This is a genomic window from Serratia sp. BNK-4, assembly GCF_048685115.1.
Lineage (GTDB): Bacteria > Pseudomonadota > Gammaproteobacteria > Enterobacterales > Enterobacteriaceae > Serratia > Serratia bockelmannii.
Genome location: NZ_JBLQTM010000001.1, coordinates 3,332,359 through 3,350,667 on the forward strand (window position 1 = coordinate 3,332,359; position 18,309 = coordinate 3,350,667).

The window sequence follows — 18,309 nt, forward strand, 5'->3', positions numbered from 1 at the left end:
TTATTCCGCTGAGAAATGGTGATCCAGCAATGCCTGACAGGTAGGCGGTAACGGCGGCGGCACGGGTTTGCCCGGCTTCGCGTTCGGCTGATGCGGCACGAACCAGCTCGCCAGTTCGGCGCCGCAGCCATCGCCCGGCGGCGGCGTATCCTGCTCCTGGCACTCCAGGCTGCCGGCCGGACAACGCAGACGCACGTGCATGTGCGCACGGTGGCCGAACCACGGCCGCACCTTGTGCAGCCAGGCGCGATCGGCGCCGGCGTCCAGGCACAGACGCTGCTTGATCGCCGGGTTGACGAAGATGCGCGTCACGTCCGCGTCCTGCGCCGCCAGTTTGATCAGCGACTCAATTTGCGGCTGCCATTGGCTCGCCACCACCTGCTTGCCATCCCCTGACACCAGGTCGATCGGCTGCGGCTTGAGCAATTGCTGCGCGCTCCAGCGTTGGCGCGGCAGCTGCAGCCAGATGTCGACGTCGAGCCCAGACTGGTGGCTGGCGTGGCCGCTGCTGAAGCGCCCGCCGGCCGGCATCGCCATGTCGCCGATCAGCACCGTGCCCAGCGCTTTCTGGTTCGCTTTGCTGCTGAGGCGCTGTATGAACGCCAGCAGATCCGGATGGCCGAAATAGCGGCGCTGGTCGGTACGCATCACCTGATAGTCCGGTGAATTCAGCGGCAACGGCTGCGCGCCGATGATGCAGCCGTTGGCGAAACCGCCCACCGCCTGCGGCGCGCCGGCCACCGGATGGTCGATTTTCTGCCACGGCGTCAGCGCCATGGCGGAAGCGGAGGCCGTCAAGGCCACCAGGCCCAACATCCAGTTTTTCATGGCGATTACCAGCGAGGCACGTCGGAAACCACATCACCGTTTTGCGCACGCTGGCGCAGCAGGTGATCCATCAACACGATTGCCATCATCGCTTCGGCGATCGGCACGGCGCGGATGCCCACGCACGGATCGTGGCGACCGCGGGTCACCATTTCCACCGCTTCGCCCTGGCGATTGATGGTGCGGCCCGGTACCATGATGCTGGAGGTCGGCTTCAGCGCCAGATGCGCGATCACCGGTTGGCCGCTGCTGATGCCGCCGAGAATGCCGCCGGCATGGTTGCTCTGGAAGCCTTCCGGGGTGATTTCATCGCGGTTTTCGCTGCCGCGTTTGGTCACGACAGCAAATCCGTCACCGATCTCCACGCCTTTCACCGCGTTGATGCTCATCAGCGCGTGCGCCAGATCGGCATCGAGGCGGTCAAACACCGGCTCGCCCAGGCCAACCGGCACGTTTTCCGCAATCACGCTGACCTTGGCGCCGATGGAGTCACCCTCTTTTTTCAGCGCGCGCATCAGTTCGTCCAGCGCTTCCAGCTTGTCCGGATCCGGGCAGAAGAACGGGTTCTGTTCGACCTGATCCCAGTCTTTCAGCTCACAGGTCACATCGCCGATCTGCGCCAGATAGCCGCGCACCTGCACGCCGAACTTCTGCTGCAGGTATTTCTTGGCGATGGCGCCCGCCGCAACGCGCATGGCGGTTTCGCGCGCCGAAGAGCGGCCACCGCCGCGATAGTCGCGCAGACCGTATTTCTGTTCGTAGGTGTAGTCGGCATGCCCCGGACGGAACACGTCTTTGATGGCGCTGTAGTCTTGCGAGCGCTGATCGGTGTTTTCAATGATCAGACCGATGCTGGTGCCGGTGGTCACGCCTTCGAATACGCCGGAGAGAATGCGCACCTGATCCGGTTCGCGACGCTGGGTAGTGTAACGCGAGGTGCCCGGACGACGACGATCCAGATCGTGTTGCAAATCGGCTTCGGTGAGCGGAATGCCGGGCGGTACGCCATCGACGATACAACCCAGCGCCACCCCGTGAGATTCACCGAAGGTGGTGACGCGGAAAATCTGCCCAATACTGTTTCCTGCCATCACGGCTCCTTACCGTTAGTCTTTTATCGTTATGAGGCCCGCCGTGCGGGCCCTGGAAATGCGGTTTAGCTGCGATAGAGGCTGAAGTGATCCTTGCAATCCACCAGCTGCTGTTTGGTCAGCATGAACACGCCGTCGCCGCCATTTTCGAATTCCAGCCAGGTGAACGGGATGTCCGGATATTGTTCCATCAGATGTACCATGCTGTTGCCCACTTCACAAATCAGCACGCCGTCGTCGGTCAGGTAGTCCGGCGCGCAGGCCAGGATGCGGCGCACCAGCTTCAGGCCGTCGCTGCCCGCCGCCAGGCCCAGTTCCGGCTCAAAGCGGAACTCCTGCGGCAGATCGGACATGTCTTCCGCATCGACGTACGGCGGGTTGGTGACGATCAGATCGTACTGGATCGCGGGAACGTCGCGGAACAGATCGGAACGGATCGGGATCACCTGATGTTCGACGCCGTGCGCCTGAATATTGCGCTCGGTCACCGCCAGCACTTCGCTGGAGATGTCCACCGCGTCCACTTCCGCTTCCGGGAAAGCGTAGCCACAGGCGATGGCGATGCAGCCGCTGCCGGTGCACATGTCGAGAATATGGCGTGGCGGGTGCGGGATCAGCGCGCTGAAACGATCGTTGATCAGCTCACCGATCGGCGAGCGCGGCACCAACACGCGTTCGTCGACGTAGAATTCCATGCCGCAGAACCAGGCCTTGTTGGTCAGGTAAGCGACCGGGATGCGTTCGTTGACGCGGCGGATCACGCGCTCAACGATGCGATGGCGCTCGCTGGAGGTCAGACGGGCGGTGTGCATGTCCTCCGGAATGTCCAACGGCAGGAACAGGCTTGGCAGCACCAATTGCACCGCTTCGTCCCACGGATTGTCGGTTCCGTGACCATAATAGATATTGGCGGCGTTGAAGCGGCTTACCGTCCAGCGCAGCATATCTTGAATGGTGTGCAGTTCGTTCACTGCTTCGTCGACGAAAATTTTGTCCAATTTGCCCTCCGGCAGGCGCTGTGTTTCATGATTTAGCCGCATAGTTTGCCATGAAGCCCGCGACAAATCACGCGCGCCCCTCGCGCTTTTCACTCTGGCCCGAGTTTTGCGTCGACAGCGCTCATTCACAAGGTAAACTAGCGAAATAAACGATTTCCGGTGAATGAAGCATGAAGAACAAGCCCCCTCTGAGCAAAGACGAACAACAGCTCTTCAGAGAGTCGGTGGCGGGCGCAAAAAAGCTGCGCCAGGACACCATCGTCCACCGCCCGCCGAAGCTCAAGGTCAAACAGGTTGCGCCGCAGCGGCTGCTGCAGGAGCAGGTCGATGCCAGCTATTATTTTTCAGATGAATATCAGCCGCAGCTGGAAGAGGAAGGCCCGACGCGCTACGTGCGCCCCGGCAGCAGCCCGTATGAGCTGAAGAAGCTGCGACGCGGCGATTATTCGCCGGAGCTGTTTCTCGATTTGCACGGCCTGACCCAGCTGCAGGCCAAGCAGGAGCTGGGGGCGTTGATCGCCGCCTGCAAACGCGAGCACGTGCACTGCGCCTGCGTGATGCACGGGCACGGCAAACACATTCTCAAACAGCAAACGCCGCTGTGGCTTGCGCAGCATCCCGACGTGCTGGCGTTCCATCAGGCGCCGAAGGAATGGGGCGGCAACGCCGCCGTCCTGCTGTTGGTGGAGCTGGCAGAATAGCCCCCCGCAGAAACGACTCAGGGCGATGTCAGACATCGCCCTGAGTTTATTCCGCACCGCATCCGCGGCTCACACTTTGGCCATCACCTGCGACGGGCTGACCTGCCATTCAAATTTGCCGTAGCTGCCGTCCGCCGGCAGATCGACGTTAGCGATCGCCGAGGTCGCGAACATCGGCGGGCACTCGCCCGGGCACAGTTCAGCCACCAGGTAGCCCACCAGCGGCAGGTGCGACACGATCAGCACCGAGCTCACCCCTTGCATCGCCAGCGCCTGCAGATAGCTGCCGACCTGTTCGGCGTTGCCGCCCGGCGTCAGCTCGGGCAGCACTTCTTCGCCCTCCGGCAGCGTCAAGGCTTCACGCACCGTCGCCAGCGTCTGTTCGGCCCGCAGATAGGGGCTGACCAGCACGCGTTCAATATCCACAGACTTGGTGTTCAACCAGGCCGCCATCTGACGGGACTCGTCGCGGCCGCACAGGGTAAGGGGCCTTACCGCATCGCTGGCTGCCTCGAGCGCCGCCTCTCCGTGACGCATAATCAAAACTTGCATATTGCACCGCTGTTGTTGACAAAGTAACGCTATACAGAAACGCCGTGCGTGCTGTACCGCCGAGTTTTACAACCCAAAGCCAAAGCTTTAAAACGATAACGCGCCGTCTCTTTATGGCGGCCGGGCATTTTGCCTGAAAGTTTGCCTAAAGAAAATGCTGTTTTTTACAGCAACCTTCCCCTGGCAAACCTCGATTGCTCACAGAACAATCAATTCAACGGGTTAAATTTTAACCTTACCGCCATGAAATTTATTGATGACGGTCAAGCTAACTTACCGCTGCCTACGCCTTGCTGTACAGCCTCACCGGCTGACGCTGTTACAAGGAGTGATGGCGATCACAACGCGGCCCTGTTGCAACTATAGTGCAAATCGGGCCGCCCTGCGTTCAGCTCCCCAGCGGGTAAAAACGCTCGCCCTGCTGCGCCATGCGCTGCAAGCGTTCGCACGGCGCGAAGTGCTCGCCGTGCTGCTGGCGCAGGTATTCCAACGTTTTCACCACTTTTTCGGCGCCGAGCTCGTCCATATAGCGGAACGGGCCGCCGAGGAACGGCGGGAAGCCGATGCCGAACACCGCGCCGATGTCGCCGTCGCGCGCGCTGCGGATCACGCCTTCATCCAGGCAGCGCGCCGCTTCGTTCAGCATCATCATCACGCAGCGCTGGGCGACGGTCGCCGGCAGCATGTGCGCCTTCGGCGTGACGCCGAGCAACGTATACAATGAGGTATCCGCACGTTTACGCCGCTGCCGCTGCTGCCCTTCGCTCGGGTAAAGATAGAAGCCGCGGCCGTTCTTGCGCCCTTTACGCCCGTCCTTCAGCACCGCATCGAACGCAGCCGGCGCGGCGAAGCGCGGCCCCAGCGCCTCGACCAGCACCGGAATGATCTTGGTGCCGACGTCGATGCCCACTTCGTCCAACAGGGTGATCGGGCCGACCGGGAAACCGAAGTCCACCAGCGCCTTGTCCAGCGACTCCATCGGCTCGCCTTCCAGCAGGCAACGGGCCGCTTCGTTGATGTACGGCGCCAGGATGCGGTTGACATAAAAACCCGCGCTGTCGCCCACCACGATAGCGGTCTTGCCCTGCTTGTGCGCCAGCGCCACGGTGGTCGCGATAGTCTCTTCGCTGGTGCCGGCGTGCGGGATCACTTCCACCAGCGGCATTTTGTCCACCGGGCTAAAGTAGTGCAGACCGATCACCTGCTGCGGCCGCTGGGCTTTTTCGGCGATGTGGCCGATAGGCAACGAGGAAGTATTGGAGGCAAACACGGTATGCGGCGCACAGTTCGCTTCGACCTCGGCCACCATCTTCTGCTTCAGCGCCAGATCCTCAAACACCGCCTCGACCACGATATCCACCTGCTCAAAGCCGGTGTAATCGGTAGAGCCGGAGATCAGCATCATCTGTTTTTGCCGTTCCGCCGGGCGCATGCGCTTGCTGCGTACCCGTTTGCCAAGCACGTCCCAGCTGTATTTCAGCGCGTGATTGATGCCGGTTTCATTAATGTCTTTGATACGAACCGGCAAACCGCCGCGCGTGGCGGTGACGCAGGCGATGCCGCCGCCCATCAGGCCGCCGCCGAGAATGCCGACGCGATGCAGGGCATGCGGCTTGGCATTGCCGCCCCGCTCTTTTTTCAGCGCAGTGGAGGCGAAGAACAGGCTGCGCAGCGCCGCCGACTGCGGCGTCATCGCCAGTTCGCCAAAGGCGCGCGCTTCGGCTTCATAGCCGCTGGCGCTGCCGTGATCCAGCCCGGTGCGCACTACCTGAATGATGCGTTCCGCCGCCGGGTAGTTGCCGTGGGTTTTCGCCAACGTTTTTTTGCGCACAATGCTGAACAGCAGATTTCTGCCCAGCGGGCCATTGAGCAGGCGATCCTGCCACGGCAGCTCGCGCTGATGCTTCCAGCCCTGTTTCACCCGCTCGATGGCGGTCTGCAACAGGATCGACTGCGGCACGGCGTCGTCCACCAGCCCCATGCGCAGCGCCTGGCGGGCGCGAATGTGCTTGCCGGTCAGGATCATGTCCAGCGCCTTGGCGGCGCCAACCAAGCGCGGCAGGCGCTGAGTGCCGCCGGAGCCCGGCAGCAGGCCCAGCTGCACTTCCGGCAGACCGAGCGCGGTTTTGTCATCCAACGAACAGACGCGGCCGTGGCAGGCCAGTGCCAATTCCAGGCCGCCGCCCAGGCAGGCGCCATGAATGGCGGCCACCACCGGCACCGGGAAGGCGGCGATCTGCGCTAGCGTGCTCTGCCCTTTCTTGGCCAGCGTTTCCGCCTCTTTGGCGCTGGTGCAGGCGGCAATCATGGTGATGTCGGCGCCGGCGATAAACGAGTCCGGCTTGCCGGAAACGATCACCAATCCTTCCAGCGCGGTATGCTGCTGCGCCCGGATCAGCACGTCGTTCACCTGTTCGACGAACTCGGCCTTGAGCGTATTGACCTTATCGCCCGGCACGTCGATGGTGATCACGCCGATGTTGTCGGGGCGAATCGTCAGCTGAAAGGCCGACGGTTTGGCCCGCTGTTCGTGCAATGCGTTTTCGGCACTCATCATTCCACCTCCACGATCATCGCGGCCCCTAACCCGCCGGCGGCGCAGGCGGTGGTCAGGCCCAGCCCGCCGCCGCGGCGTTTCAGCTCGCGCAACGTCTGGGTGATCATGCGCGCGCCGGTGGCGGCGAATGGGTGGCCATAGGCGATGGAACCACCCAAGACGTTGAATTTGTCCATGTCCACCTCACCGATCGCCTGGCTGCGGCCAAGCTTCTCGCGGGCGAACGCTTCGCTGGCAAACATCTTCAGGTTGGCCAGCGTTTGCGCAGCGAAGGCTTCATGCATGTCGATGAGCGTCAGATCGGCCAGACCGATGCCGGCGCGATCCAGCGCCAGCGGCGTAGCGTAGGAAGGCCCCAGCAGCATGTCTTCCCACACGTCGATGGCGGCGAAGGCGAAACTGCGTAGATAGCCGAGCGGCTGCAGCTCCAGCTCTTTGGCGCGCGATTCGCTCATCATCAGTACCGCCGCCGCGCCGTCGGTCAACGGCGTGCTGTTGGCCGCAGTGACGCTGCCGTGTTTGCGATCGAACGCCGGTTTCAGCTTGGCGTAGGAAGCCAGGCTGGAGTCTTTGCGGATATTGTTGTCTTCAGAAAGCTGCGCGCGGTAAGGCGGCACGTAGGCCGTCATCACCTCATCGCGCAGCCACCCCTCACGCCAGGCCCTGGCCGCCAGTTCATGGGAACGGTGCGCCAGCGCATCCTGCGCTTCGCGGGTGATGCCGTGGCTTTTCGCCATTTGCTCAGCGGTATCGCCCATGCGCAGACCGGTGGAATACTCCGCCACCGCCGGCGGCACCGGCATCAGATCGCGGAATTTCAGCCGGCTGAACAGTTTGAGACGCTGCGACAGCGTGCGCGCCTTGTTGACGTCCACCAGCGTGCGCGCCAACGCCTTGCTGACGCCGATCGGCAAGACGGAAGAAGAGTCCGCCCCGCCGGCGATACCGACGCTGATGCTGCCGGCCATGATGCTCTCCGCCACGTTGGCGATCGCCTGGAAGCTGGTGGCGCAGGCACGCGACACGCTGTAAGCGTCGGTATGAACGCTCATACCGGTACCGAGCACGATTTCACGCGCGATGTTCGGCGCCTCGGGCATTTGCACCACCTGGCCGAACACCAGCTGTTCGATCAGCTGCGGATCGATGCCGCTACGCGCCAACAGCTCGCTCACCGCCGTTTTCCCTAAATCCACCGCCGGAATGCCGTGATAGGCAGTTGCCTGTTTGGCAAAGGGGGTACGCAGTCCATTCACAATCGCAATGCGGTCACCATGACGGGTCACCAACGGCAGTGCCTTACTCATAAATGCTCCTGAAGAAAATAACGTCAGCGCAATGGGCAGAAAGAGGTCTGACCTGATGAGGTCATTGTTAACCAAACGGTTACATTTGGCAAACCGGCAGAGATCAAAACTGCGAGCAGGCGCACTTTCTATCGGGGCGGCACGGGGAAGGAAATCCCCGGCGCGCAGCAGGCGGCGCCGGGGGTAAAGCGGGGATTAACGCAGGCCGAGCTGGAAGATCAGGGTTTCTGCCTGGCAGGCGAAGGTGAAATCGGCCTCCAACTGCACGCCGCCGTCAACCGGTTTAATGCTACTGCTGATGTCACAAGGATCGGATTCAACCGCGCGCGCCTTTTCGCTCAGGGCGGCCAGCATCGCTTCCGCATCTTGTTGATTACTGAACACCTGGCTGTAGGACGCGGTGCAATCGGTGTTATCCATCACGGTACCGACATCCACGCAGCAACACGCGGCGGTTTCCTGGGCGCTGCATTTATTAATTGCATCTGACATGATTGGTTCTCCTCAAGGGCCTCGGTTATCAGCCCAAATTGCCGTTTCACTCACCGGCACAAAGCCACAAAATTCTGCGGGTATTTTACGCTTCCACGCCGGCAATCACTAGCACTTACTTTTACTGGGTGTTTTAAGTGATGGAAATCACAAATAAAAATGAGCATCTGCTAAGGAACGGTAAGAATTTTGTTATTTACCGCTGGCTTTTTGTTAAGCAGATCTCTTTTTTGATATCAGGTTGGAAATATTTCAAAAACAAACTTGCAACAATTTCACAGGTCAGACCTATACTTCAGCCACTGGTCTGATTTGTCTGAACGATAACGGACCCTACAATCCCGCGCTCCTTGTTACTTCGTGTAACAATAGTTTAAATAATAAACACATAATGAGGTTTTGGTCATGAGCCAGAAAAACCTATTGACTAAATCAGCTCTCGCAGCTGCAGTGGCAATTATTTCTTCAAACGTGTCTGCCGCAGGATTCCAGCTGAATGAGTTCTCATCAGCTGGTTTAGGACGTTCGTATTCTGGCGAAGGCGCCATGGCGGATACGGCGGCCTCCGCAAGCCGCAACCCGGCATTGCTGATGATGTATACCCGTCCCGAGCTGTCCATCGGCGCAGTCTTCATCGACCCGGACGTTGACATCACCGGCAAATCGCCTTCCGGTGCCAGCCTGGACTCCAAAAATATCGCCCCTGTCGCCTGGGTGCCGAACCTGCATTATGTTCACCCGATTAACGATCAGTTCGCCGTAGGCGGCTCGGTCACCAGCAACTTCGGTTTGGCGACCGAATTCAACGACGGTTATACCGCCGGCGCCTACGGCGGCAAGACCGATTTGACTACCGTTAACCTCAACCTGAGCGGCGCCTACCGTCTGAATCAACACTTCAGCTTCGGCCTGGGCTTCGATGCGGTGTACGCCAAAGCCAAACTGGAACGCTACGCCGGTGAATTGCCGAAACTGCTTGCAGGTCAAGGCCTGCAAACCGGTAGATTAACGCCTCAGCAAGCCGGAATGATCGCTCAAATCCCTGGCGATACCCAGATTTCTCACCTGAAAGGCGATAAATGGGGTTACGGCTGGAACGCCGGCATCCTGTACGAAGTGGATGAAAACAACCGTTACGGCTTCACCTATCGCTCTGAAGTCAAAATCAAGTTCGATGGCGATTACAAGAGCAGCCTGCCAGCACAATTCAACCCTCTGACTCAATCTCTGGGCTTAGGCTTGCCTTGGGGCACCAGCGGCAGCACCATCCCGGGTTCTCTGGATCTGAATCTGCCGGAAATGTGGGAGCTGTCCGGCTACAACAAAGTGGCGCCGCAGTGGGCCATTCACTACAGCCTGGCCTATACCAGCTGGAGCCAGTTCCAGGAGCTGAGAGCCACCGGCAACAACGGTCAGACGCTGTTCGAGAAGCATGAAGGCTTCAAAGACGCTTACCGCATCGCGCTGGGTACCACCTACTTCTACGACGATAACTGGACCTTCCGTACCGGTATCGCCTTCGATGACAGCCCGGTGCCTGCCCAAAACCGTTCGATCTCCATTCCCGATCAGGACCGTTTCTGGCTGAGTGCCGGTACTACCTATGCGTTCAACAAAGACGCCTCGGTCGACGTCGGCGTGTCCTACATGCACGGCCAGAAAGTCACCATCAACGAAGGTCCTTATACCTTCACCTCCGAAGGCAAGGCCTGGCTGTACGGCGCCAACTTCAACTACCGCTTCTAATCTCACTTGAGATGGATGCCAAAGCGCCCCCTGGGGCGCTTTTTCTTTGCCTGTCGCTCGCGCGGGCATAAAAAAACCCGCCTGACGGCGGGTTTTCATTGGCATAATGCCCGGGATTACTGCGAGTCGATCTCGTCCAGTTCGCCCTGAATCGCCTTGGCGTTCGGGTTCTCTTCCGGCTTGAGCGAACCGCCGTTGGCGATGAAATCGTGGCGCTGGAAGTAAGCTTCGCGCACCATGATGTAAGGATCGGAGGAATTGCGCAGCAGACCGTCGGAATCCAGCAGTTGAGCGCGGGTTTCGATACCCTCGACCACCCATTTGCCCGCCGACATCCAGAAGGTCAGGTAGCTCAGCATCGGATACAGCGTATCCGCAAAGTCGCCACCTTCGTCACGCAGGGTAAAGCTGCCATAGCCCGGCAACATCACGTACGGGCCGTAACCCACATCGTAATGCCCCAACGTGCTGCCGAAGCGATTCGGCTCTTCGCGCGCCAGTTTCGGGTTGGCCATGCCGGCCACGTCGATCAGGCCGCCCATCCCGAGCAGGGTGTTCAGGAAGAAACGGTTGAAGTGGATCATCCCGCGGTAAGGATCGCCCTTCAGGAAGGCGTTGACCATGCTGGCCGGCTCTTCCAGGTTGGAGGTGAAGTTGCTGATGCCGTTACGCGCCGGCATCGGCACGTAGTCACGCCAGGCCACCGCGACCGGACGCAAGATATAAGGATCCAGGACGTTGTAGTTGAAGTCGAACATCGTCCGGTTAAATCCTTCCAGAGGATCAGAACGCCCTTGCGGCTCATTGTCTGGCGTGCTGGCACAGCCCACCAGTAATGCCGCTGCGAATGCCACCCCAGTCAGGCGAAAGTTCATATTTTTCTCCATAAAAACACGTTCGGTCTTATTTTTCAGGGACCTGCTTGTTTATCTGAACGCTAACCTGCTCTTTACCGCTGAATGTCTGCAGCGAGCTTTCGCCGAACCAGTCCCCCGGTTGCGGCGTGGCCAATCCGTCCTGTGAGAGGCGCACACGCACCTGCACCTGATGCTGCGCCGAGAGCAGACGCTCGGGCATCATGGCGTTGCTGTCATCCAGTGAGAAAGACAGCGGAAAACGGCTCAACGGCAATTGTTTTACTGCGACCGGCACCGGGCTGACGCCGTCGGTCACCGAGATAACCAGCGTCCCCTGCGGCGGCATGGCTTTCGCCGCCTGCGGTGACAGCGCAACGGTCACATTCAGTTTAACAGTTTCTCCGCCGGCCTGGGCTTTTGCTTGTGCAATACTGCGCTTTATCACTTCCGCGCGCGGATCGTTGGCCGGCAGCAGCTGCAGCATCACTTGCCAGGCGCCAATCGCCTGTTTGAAATCGCCCTGTTCGAAGGCATTGAACGCCAGCAGGCTGAGCACCCGCGGATCGCTGTGGTTTTCCGCGATCATGCGCCGCAACAGCTGCGTCGCCTGCTTGTTATCCTCCGGATCGTTGGAGCGCGTCAAGACCTCGGCATAGCCGAGCCGCACTTCCAGACTATTCGGATCCAATTGATAAGCATGAGCAAAGGCCTGCGTGGCGGTAGTGGCATTGTTCAACGCCATGCCGACGCGCCCCAGCATCATCCAGTCGTTGATATTGCGATCGTCCTGCTGCAGCGCGGTGCGCAGCCCCAGTCCGAGACGGGCAATCTCTTCCATGCTCAGCGGTTTGGCGCGCTCGTTGGCGACGCGCTCGCGCAATTCCGGCATTTGCGCCTGCACCAGACGCCAGTCCAGCACCTGCGCCAACCCGCCGGTTTTCAGATAAAAGCCAACGGTCACCGCCAGCAGTAACACCACGCCCGGCACCAGCGCCCAGCGGTTGATCGGCTTCGCCTGCACCATCTGCTCGGCCGGGATGTCGTTCAACAGGTTCTGTTGCAGCTCTTTGACCAGCTCCGGGCGCTCGGCCACCACGCCCTGCTGCTCATCCTGCTCCAGCTCGCTGAGGCGATCCTGATAAAACGCCTTGTTCAACGCATCGCGCGTGGCGGCGCTCTGCTTGCCGTGGCGCATCGCCGGCACCACCAGCAACGCGGCGGCGCCGGCCAACAACACGCAAATAATCAGCCAAAAAGCCATTAGGGTTTCTTCCTGTCAGTCTCTTGCAACAGCGCCGCCAGGCGCTGCCGTTCCCGTTCGGAGAATGCATCATCCGCCGCCGCATCGGGCCGCCGACGGGTGCGCAGGAGCACCACCGCCCCGCCGATCAATACGAACAGCAGCGGGCCGATCCACAAGATCAGCGTCGCCGGCGTTACCGGCGGCTCGTAGGTGACGAAGTTGCCATAACGCGCCACCATGTAATCGATGATCTGCTGCTTGTTTTGCCCCTGCATCATCAGTTCGTACACCTTGGTGCGCATGTCGGCGGCGATGATGGCGTTGGAATCGGCAATGCTGTTGTTTTGACATTTCGGGCAGCGCAGCTGTTCGGTCAACTCGCGATACTGCTGCTCTTGCTCGACGGAGTTGAAGCGATAGGTATCGATCGCCGCGGCGGCGCTCCAGCTCAGCAGTGCGGCACACAGCAGAACAATCAGCCTCATGCCTCACCCCCGTACTTTTTATACAGCGGCAGCACTTCCTGCTGCCAGACGCGCTCGTTCATGTCGCCGGCGTGGCGATAGCGAATGATCCCCTGGCCGTCGATAAGGAAGGTCTCAGGCGCGCCGTACACCCCGAGATCCAACCCCAGCATGCCGTCGCCGTCGTACAGGCTGAGCGCATAGGGATTGCCGAGGGAATTCAGCCAGGTCACCGCCTTGGCACGATCGTCTTTATAGTTCAGGCCGACCACCCGCACGCCGCGCGCCGCCAGCGTATTGAGATACTGGTGCTCCGCGCGGCAGGTCGGGCACCAGGTGGCCCAGACGTTGAGCAATATCGGCTTGCCGTCGCGCAGCACCGCCTGATCGTAGGTTTTGCCGGGCTGATCCAGCGATTCCAGCCTGAAGGTCGGCACCGGTTTGCCGATCAGCGCCGACTCCAGCATGGTCGGATCTTCGCCGCCGGCGTTGCGCGTCAGTTGCACCATCAGGGCCGCCACCAGCAGCAGGAAGAGCACCAACGGGATAAACAGCAGCTTACGCTTCATGATTGCGCCTCCAGCTTGCCTTCACGCTTGAGCTTTTTGCTCATGCGATAACGCGGGTCGAGAATGCACAGCAGGCCGCCGATCGCCATAAAGACGCCACCGAACCAGATCCAGCGCACGAAGGGTTTATAATACAGGCGCACCGCCCAGGAGCCGTCTTCCAGCTCCTCACCCAGCGCCGCGTACAGATCGCGGCTGAACCCGCCGTCGATCGCCGCCTCGGTCATCATGCTGCGCGCCACGCTGTAGTAGCGTTTCTCCGCATGCAGCGTCGCCTCCGGCTTGCCGTTGCGCGTCACGTCGATGATACCGACGCCGCCGCTGTAGTTCGGGCCGCGGATGTCGTGCACGTCGCGGAACACGAAATGATAATTGTGGATATCCACGCTGTCGCCGGCCTTCATCCGCACGTCGCGCTCCACGCTGTAATTCTGGCTGAAGGCGATGCCGATCACCGTCACAGCCACGCCGAGGTGGCCGAGCACCATGCCCCAGTGGCTGCGGGACAGCTGCCGCAGGCCGCGCCAGAAACCGTGACGATGGGTGGCGCGCTCATGCAGCTCCATCAGCGTCAGGATGATCACCCACAGTGCCATGATCAGGCCCACCACCGTCATGCCGGCGATGCTGTCCTGCAACAACCACGGCAGCAGAATCGACAGCACCAGCGTCGCCAGCAGCGCTACGCCGAGGCGCCGCCACAGCTTGCGCGGCTCATCGCGGCGCCAGCGCACCAGCGGCCCAATGCCCAACAGCAGCGCCAGCGGCGCCATCAGCCAGGTGAACATGGTATTGAAGAACGGCTCGCCGATCGAAATGCTGCCCAGCCCCAGCTGTTTGTGCACCAGCGGCAGCAGCGTGCCCAACAGCACCACCAGCATGGCGGCGATCAGCAGCACGTTATTGCCCAGCAGGAAGGTCTCGCGCGAGAAGGTCTCGTGCTGTACACGGCTACGCACCTGGCCGCCCTTGACCGCGTACAGCAGCAGCGAACCGCCGATGACGATCACCAGATAGGCGAGAATAAACATGCCGCGCGCCGGGTCGGAGGCGAAGGAGTGCACCGAGACCAGCACGCCGGAGCGCACCAGGAAGGTGCCCAGCAGGCACAGCGAGAAGGCGGTGATCGCCAGCAGCACCGTCCAGGCTTTGAACGTGCCGCGTTTCTCGGTCACCGCCAGCGAATGCATCAGCGCGGTGCCGGCCAGCCACGGCATAAAGGAGGCGTTCTCCACCGGATCCCAGAACCACCAACCGCCCCAGCCCAACTCATAGTAGGCCCAGGCCGATCCGAGCACGATGCCCAGCGTGAGGAACACCCAGGCGGCGGTAGTCCACGGGCGTGACCAGCGCGCCCAGGCGGTGTCGAGCCGGCCGGCCATCAACGAGGCGATGGCGAACGCGAAGGCGACCGAGAAGCCGACATAGCCCATGTACAGCAGCGGCGGGTGGAAAATCAGGCCGATATCCTGCAGCAGCGGGTTGAGATCGCTGCCGTCGATCGGGAAGTTCGGCAGCGTGCGGGTGAACGGGTTGGAGGTCATGATGATGAACAGCAGGAAACCGGCGGTGATCATGCCCATCACCGACAGCACCCGCGCCACCGCGTCCTGCGGCATCGCCCGGCTGCACAACGCCACCGCCAGCGACCAGCAACTCAGCAGCAGCACCCACAGCAGCAGCGAACCTTCGTGCGCCCCCCAGGTGGCGGCGATGCGGTAATACACCGGCAGTTGGGTATTGGAGTTGGTGGCCACGTAGGCGACGGTAAAGTCGTTGACCACGAAGGCATGCACCAGGCACAGGAACGCCAGCGCAATCGCCGCGAACATGCCATAGGTCAGCGGCCGGGCCACCGCCATCATGCGGCTGTCCTGCCGCGCCGCGCCCCACTGCGGGTAGATGCTCAGCAACAGCGCGATCGCCAGCGCCAGGCACAGCAGAAAACTGCCCAGTTCCGGCATCATGACTTGGCACCCTCCGCCTGCGGCGCGTTATACGCTTCCGCCGGCCCTTTGTGATTCTCTTTCATCGCGTCGGCCACTTCTGGCGGCGTGTATTTCTCGTCGTGCTTGGCCAGCACTTCGCGCGCGTTGACCACGTTGCCCTCGCCCAGCACGCCCTGCGCCACCACGCCCTGTCCTTCGCGGAACAGGTCCGGCAGAATGCCAGTGTAGGTCACGCCGATCGCGCCGCGCGCGTCGTAAATCTTGAAGCTGACCTGCAGCGTATTGGGATCGCGTTTCACCGAGCCGGGCATCACCATGCCGCCGATACGCAGCCGCTGGCCGACCTCGGGCTTCTCATGATTTTCGCCCTTGCCCTGCAGGATTTCACCCGGGGTATAGAACAGATCGATGTTGGAGCGCAGCGCGTACAGCATCAGGGTTGCGGTCAGCGCAATGCCGATCAGCACAACGATCGCCAGATAAAGGCGGCTTTTACGACGTGGATTCACAATGATTTCTCCCGCGGTGCGGCGGATTTTTGTTTTGATTGTTGCGCATGGCGAATGCGCCGCTCGCGCGCCTGACGGCGGCCGATCTCGGCGAGCAACTGCCGCCGCTGCCAGACGGTGTGTGCCACCAGCCCCAACAGCGAAATCAGCGTGACGGCGACCGCCAGCCAGACATAGAAGGCATAACCGCCCATGGCGAAAAACGCCGGCCAGGAATCGAATGCGGCATTCATGACTGACGCTCCTTATTCACCAGCCCGGCAACCCACGGGCGCTGGCGCTCCTGGAACAGAATCAAATTGCGCAGACGCATCAGCGTCAACGTAACGAACAACAGCAGGTAGCCGAGGATCGCCCAGCGCAGCGGGGTGCGCATACTTGGCGCGATGGATTGCTGCATGTTGGTCGAGCCCTGATGCAGCGTATTCCACCATTCGACGGAGAAATGGATGATCGGAATGTTCACCACGCCCACCAGCACCAGAATGCCGGCGGCGCGGCCCGCCAGGCGGCGGTCTTCGAAAGCGTTATACAGCGCGATGACGCCCATATAAAGGAACAGCAGCACCAGCTCGGAGGTCAGCCGCGCGTCCCACACCCACCAGGTGCCCCACATCGGCTTGCCCCAGGCGGAGCCGGTCACCAGCGCGATAAAGGTGAACACCGCGCCGATCGGCGCCATCGCCGCCACCACGGTATCGGACATTTTCATCTGCCACACCAGGCCGATAAACGCCGCCACCGCCATCGAGGCATAGATGCCCATCGACCACATGGCCGCCGGCACGTGAATATAAATGATGCGGAAGCTGTCGCCCTGCTGATAATCCTTCGGCGCGAAACCAAAGCCCCATGCCCAGCCAAGCAGCAGGCAGGCCGCCGCCGCCAGCCCCAGCCAGGGGGTAAAGCGGCCGCAGACGTGATACAGCCGTTCAGGCCGCGCCAGTTGATGTAACCATTTCCACATTGTCGTCAGTGCTCACGGTAATTTTTATGCGTCGGCCGCCCCGAGCGATCGAAACGGCGAAAATCTTCTGCAGGGTACGCTCTTGTCGGCCTTGCCCCGTCTGTTCATTCAATACGTTAGCTAGTGCACGCTCACTCGCAGCGCCGCTGCGGTGGCAAACGGTGCCAATGTCACGCTGCCCGCCAGCATCGCACCGAGTATCGCCAGGTAACCGTCAATCGGCATGCCCATCGAGGCGGCGTCGATCGCGCCGGTGGCGAAGATCAGCACCGGGATATACAGCGGCAGCACCAGCAGGCTGAGCAGCACGCCCCCTTTGCGCAAGCCGACGGTCAACCCCACGCCGATAGCGCCGATCAGGCTCAGCGTCGGCGTGCCGAGCAGCAGCGTACCCGCCACCGCCAGCCAGGTTTGCATATCGAGCGACAACAGCAGCGCCACCAGCGGCGACAGGATCAGCAGCGGCAATCCCGTCACGACCCAGTGAGCACACACTTTGCCCAGCACCGTCATCGGCAGCGGCGTCGGCAGCAGCAACAGCTGCTCCAGCGATCCGTCGAGAAAGTCGTCGCGAAACAGCCGCTCCAGCGACAGCAGCGAGGCCAGCAGCGCCGCCACCCACACGATGCCCGGCGCAATGCGCGCCAGCAGCTGCGGTTCAGGGCCAATCCCCAGCGGGAACAGCGTGATCACAATCAGGAAAAACCACAGCGGGTTGACGATCTCCGACCCTTTACGGCAGGCGATCTTCAATTCGCGACGCACCAGAGTCAAAAACATCACAAACTCCCCGCGTCGTGTTCCGCCAAACGAATTTTGCCCACCGTTTGGCTGACGCCGGCCAAATCCTGATGCGTGGTCAACAATACCATGCCGCCCCGCTGCGCATGTTGTTCAAAAAGGCTAATCAACTCGGCCACGCCCTGTTTATCGATCGCCGTCAAGGGTTCATCGAGGATCCACAGCGGCGCCGCGCTGAGCCACAATCGCGCCAGCGCCACCCGCCGCTGCTGCCCGGCCGAAAGCTGCGCCACCGGCAGATCCTCGTACCCCACCAACCCGACCTGCTCCAGCGCGCGCCAGATGGCCTGATGCTCGGCCGCGCCGCGCACCGCCTGATAAAACTGCAGATTTTCGAAGGGTGTCAATACGGCTTTGATGCCAGGTTGATGGCCGATAAACAGCAAATCTTGCTGATACGCCGCGCGATCGCGCAGCGTGTTGCGCCCGCGCCAGCACACCTCACCGCCGTCCGGCCGCGCCAAACCGGCGAGGATGCGCAGCAAACTGGTCTTGCCCGCGCCGTTCGGCCCTTCTACCTGAATGATATCGCCCGGCTGAACTGAAAAGCTTAGCTCGCTAAACAGGATGCGCTCATCGCGCACGCAACTCAGACTTTTGGCTTCCAGCATCAGGGAACTCATATTTTTCTTTGGGATAGCGAATCATAGCATAAGCCTTTCCCCACACGCAGCCTGC

The 18,309-nt window shown here is 61.2% G+C and carries 19 protein-coding genes; 2 read left to right on the forward strand and 17 right to left on the reverse strand.

Going from position 1 to position 18,309, the window contains the following annotated elements:
• The 3 genes from mepA to prmB all read right to left on the reverse strand — a co-directional run bounded on the left by mepA (position 1) and on the right by prmB (position 2,917).
• The gene (gene mepA, locus ACMGGW_RS15945) at positions 1–828 is read right to left on the reverse strand and encodes a penicillin-insensitive murein endopeptidase (RefSeq protein ID WP_025303719.1); all 828 of its coding nucleotides are present in this window, start codon (positions 826–828) and stop codon (positions 1–3) included.
• Positions 829–833: 5 nt separating this feature from the next.
• Complete coding sequence (gene aroC / locus ACMGGW_RS15950) at positions 834–1,919, reverse strand: chorismate synthase (RefSeq protein WP_004936219.1); 1,086 nt, start codon at positions 1,917–1,919, stop codon at positions 834–836.
• A gap of 65 nt (positions 1,920–1,984) precedes the next feature.
• Positions 1,985–2,917 (reverse strand): 50S ribosomal protein L3 N(5)-glutamine methyltransferase, encoded by a 933-nt coding sequence (gene prmB, locus ACMGGW_RS15955; protein ID WP_025160157.1) that lies wholly within the window; start codon positions 2,915–2,917, stop codon positions 1,985–1,987.
• 170 nt (positions 2,918–3,087) lie between these two features.
• On the opposite strand from prmB, the gene smrB reads away from it, so the two are divergent.
• Complete coding sequence (gene smrB, locus ACMGGW_RS15960) at positions 3,088–3,618, forward strand: endonuclease SmrB (protein WP_025303720.1); 531 nt, start codon at positions 3,088–3,090, stop codon at positions 3,616–3,618.
• Positions 3,619–3,687: 69 nt separating this feature from the next.
• Here smrB and sixA read toward each other — a convergent pair whose 3' ends face one another.
• From sixA to ACMGGW_RS15980, 4 genes are all read right to left on the reverse strand, one after another.
• On the reverse strand, positions 3,688–4,170 hold the full coding sequence (gene sixA, locus ACMGGW_RS15965) for a phosphohistidine phosphatase SixA (RefSeq protein ID WP_004936230.1): 483 nt from the start codon (positions 4,168–4,170) through the stop codon (positions 3,688–3,690).
• Between the two features lie 388 nt (positions 4,171–4,558).
• Entirely contained in the window at positions 4,559–6,724 is a 2,166-nt protein-coding gene (fadJ, locus tag ACMGGW_RS15970) for a fatty acid oxidation complex subunit alpha FadJ (RefSeq protein WP_025303721.1), read from the reverse strand.
• Complete coding sequence (gene fadI / locus ACMGGW_RS15975; protein WP_141998597.1) at positions 6,724–8,034, reverse strand: acetyl-CoA C-acyltransferase FadI; 1,311 nt, start codon at positions 8,032–8,034, stop codon at positions 6,724–6,726. Before fadI ends, fadJ begins: the two co-directional genes overlap by 1 nt.
• Before the next feature lie 195 nt (positions 8,035–8,229).
• On the reverse strand, positions 8,230–8,526 hold the full coding sequence (locus tag ACMGGW_RS15980; RefSeq protein ID WP_072145088.1) for a YfcZ/YiiS family protein: 297 nt from the start codon (positions 8,524–8,526) through the stop codon (positions 8,230–8,232).
• 405 nt (positions 8,527–8,931) lie between these two features.
• On the opposite strand from ACMGGW_RS15980, the gene fadL reads away from it, so the two are divergent.
• Positions 8,932–10,272: a long-chain fatty acid transporter FadL gene (gene fadL, locus ACMGGW_RS15985; protein WP_197832397.1), complete on the forward strand. Its 1,341-nt coding sequence runs from the start codon at positions 8,932–8,934 to the stop codon at positions 10,270–10,272.
• A 116-nt stretch (positions 10,273–10,388) separates the two neighbouring features.
• Here fadL and mlaA read toward each other — a convergent pair whose 3' ends face one another.
• The 10 genes from mlaA to ccmA form a co-directional block, all read right to left on the reverse strand.
• Positions 10,389–11,147 (reverse strand): phospholipid-binding lipoprotein MlaA, encoded by a 759-nt coding sequence (gene mlaA / locus ACMGGW_RS15990; protein WP_148123628.1) that lies wholly within the window; start codon positions 11,145–11,147, stop codon positions 10,389–10,391.
• 28 nt (positions 11,148–11,175) lie between these two features.
• The gene (gene ccmI / locus ACMGGW_RS15995) at positions 11,176–12,390 is read right to left on the reverse strand and encodes a c-type cytochrome biogenesis protein CcmI (protein WP_043140192.1); all 1,215 of its coding nucleotides are present in this window, start codon (positions 12,388–12,390) and stop codon (positions 11,176–11,178) included.
• Positions 12,390–12,857, reverse strand: a complete 468-nt coding sequence (locus ACMGGW_RS16000) for a cytochrome c-type biogenesis protein CcmH (RefSeq protein ID WP_197759450.1) — start codon at positions 12,855–12,857, stop codon at positions 12,390–12,392. The genes ccmI and ACMGGW_RS16000 overlap by 1 nt, the downstream gene beginning before the upstream one ends.
• Positions 12,854–13,405 (reverse strand): DsbE family thiol:disulfide interchange protein, encoded by a 552-nt coding sequence (locus tag ACMGGW_RS16005; protein WP_015378623.1) that lies wholly within the window; start codon positions 13,403–13,405, stop codon positions 12,854–12,856. The genes ACMGGW_RS16000 and ACMGGW_RS16005 overlap by 4 nt, the downstream gene beginning before the upstream one ends.
• Entirely contained in the window at positions 13,402–15,372 is a 1,971-nt protein-coding gene (locus ACMGGW_RS16010) for a heme lyase CcmF/NrfE family subunit (RefSeq protein WP_025303728.1), read from the reverse strand. The genes ACMGGW_RS16005 and ACMGGW_RS16010 overlap by 4 nt, the downstream gene beginning before the upstream one ends.
• Positions 15,369–15,863, reverse strand: coding sequence for a cytochrome c maturation protein CcmE (gene ccmE, locus ACMGGW_RS16015; protein WP_004936264.1), 495 nt, complete (start codon positions 15,861–15,863; stop codon positions 15,369–15,371). The genes ACMGGW_RS16010 and ccmE overlap by 4 nt, the downstream gene beginning before the upstream one ends.
• On the reverse strand, positions 15,860–16,096 hold the full coding sequence (gene ccmD, locus ACMGGW_RS16020) for a heme exporter protein CcmD (protein WP_025303729.1): 237 nt from the start codon (positions 16,094–16,096) through the stop codon (positions 15,860–15,862). Before ccmD ends, ccmE begins: the two co-directional genes overlap by 4 nt.
• Positions 16,093–16,830, reverse strand: a complete 738-nt coding sequence (locus ACMGGW_RS16025; RefSeq protein ID WP_025303730.1) for a heme ABC transporter permease — start codon at positions 16,828–16,830, stop codon at positions 16,093–16,095. Before ACMGGW_RS16025 ends, ccmD begins: the two co-directional genes overlap by 4 nt.
• Positions 16,831–16,950: 120 nt before the next feature.
• Positions 16,951–17,610, reverse strand: a complete 660-nt coding sequence (ccmB, locus tag ACMGGW_RS16030; protein WP_025303731.1) for a heme exporter protein CcmB — start codon at positions 17,608–17,610, stop codon at positions 16,951–16,953.
• Complete coding sequence (gene ccmA, locus ACMGGW_RS16035) at positions 17,610–18,242, reverse strand: cytochrome c biogenesis heme-transporting ATPase CcmA (RefSeq protein ID WP_015378626.1); 633 nt, start codon at positions 18,240–18,242, stop codon at positions 17,610–17,612. Before ccmA ends, ccmB begins: the two co-directional genes overlap by 1 nt.
• Positions 18,243–18,309 lie beyond the last annotated feature (67 nt).

Bases quoted from the DNA above. Each gene is read 5' to 3' on its own strand.
- fadJ (WP_025303721.1), bottom strand. From the start codon at position 6,724: ATGAGTGCCGAAAACGCATTGCACGAACAGCGGGCCAAACCGTCGGCC.
- mlaA (WP_148123628.1), bottom strand. From the start codon at position 11,147: ATGAACTTTCGCCTGACTGGGGTGGCATTCGCAGCGGCATTACTGGTG.
- mepA (WP_025303719.1), bottom strand. From the start codon at position 828: ATGAAAAACTGGATGTTGGGCCTGGTGGCCTTGACGGCCTCCGCTTCC.
- sixA (WP_004936230.1), bottom strand. From the start codon at position 4,170: ATGCAAGTTTTGATTATGCGTCACGGAGAGGCGGCGCTCGAGGCAGCC.
- ACMGGW_RS16025 (WP_025303730.1), bottom strand. From the start codon at position 16,830: ATGTGGAAATGGTTACATCAACTGGCGCGGCCTGAACGGCTGTATCAC.
- aroC (WP_004936219.1), bottom strand. From the start codon at position 1,919: ATGGCAGGAAACAGTATTGGGCAGATTTTCCGCGTCACCACCTTCGGT.
- ccmA (WP_015378626.1), bottom strand. From the start codon at position 18,242: ATGCTGGAAGCCAAAAGTCTGAGTTGCGTGCGCGATGAGCGCATCCTG.
- smrB (WP_025303720.1), top strand. From the start codon at position 3,088: ATGAAGAACAAGCCCCCTCTGAGCAAAGACGAACAACAGCTCTTCAGA.
- ccmB (WP_025303731.1), bottom strand. From the start codon at position 17,610: ATGTTTTTGACTCTGGTGCGTCGCGAATTGAAGATCGCCTGCCGTAAA.
- ACMGGW_RS16005 (WP_015378623.1), bottom strand. From the start codon at position 13,405: ATGAAGCGTAAGCTGCTGTTTATCCCGTTGGTGCTCTTCCTGCTGCTG.
- fadL (WP_197832397.1), top strand. From the start codon at position 8,932: ATGAGCCAGAAAAACCTATTGACTAAATCAGCTCTCGCAGCTGCAGTG.
- ACMGGW_RS16000 (WP_197759450.1), bottom strand. From the start codon at position 12,857: ATGAGGCTGATTGTTCTGCTGTGTGCCGCACTGCTGAGCTGGAGCGCC.
- ccmD (WP_025303729.1), bottom strand. From the start codon at position 16,096: ATGAATGCCGCATTCGATTCCTGGCCGGCGTTTTTCGCCATGGGCGGT.
- fadI (WP_141998597.1), bottom strand. From the start codon at position 8,034: ATGAGTAAGGCACTGCCGTTGGTGACCCGTCATGGTGACCGCATTGCG.
- ccmI (WP_043140192.1), bottom strand. From the start codon at position 12,390: ATGGCTTTTTGGCTGATTATTTGCGTGTTGTTGGCCGGCGCCGCCGCG.
- ACMGGW_RS15980 (WP_072145088.1), bottom strand. From the start codon at position 8,526: ATGTCAGATGCAATTAATAAATGCAGCGCCCAGGAAACCGCCGCGTGT.
- ACMGGW_RS16010 (WP_025303728.1), bottom strand. From the start codon at position 15,372: ATGATGCCGGAACTGGGCAGTTTTCTGCTGTGCCTGGCGCTGGCGATC.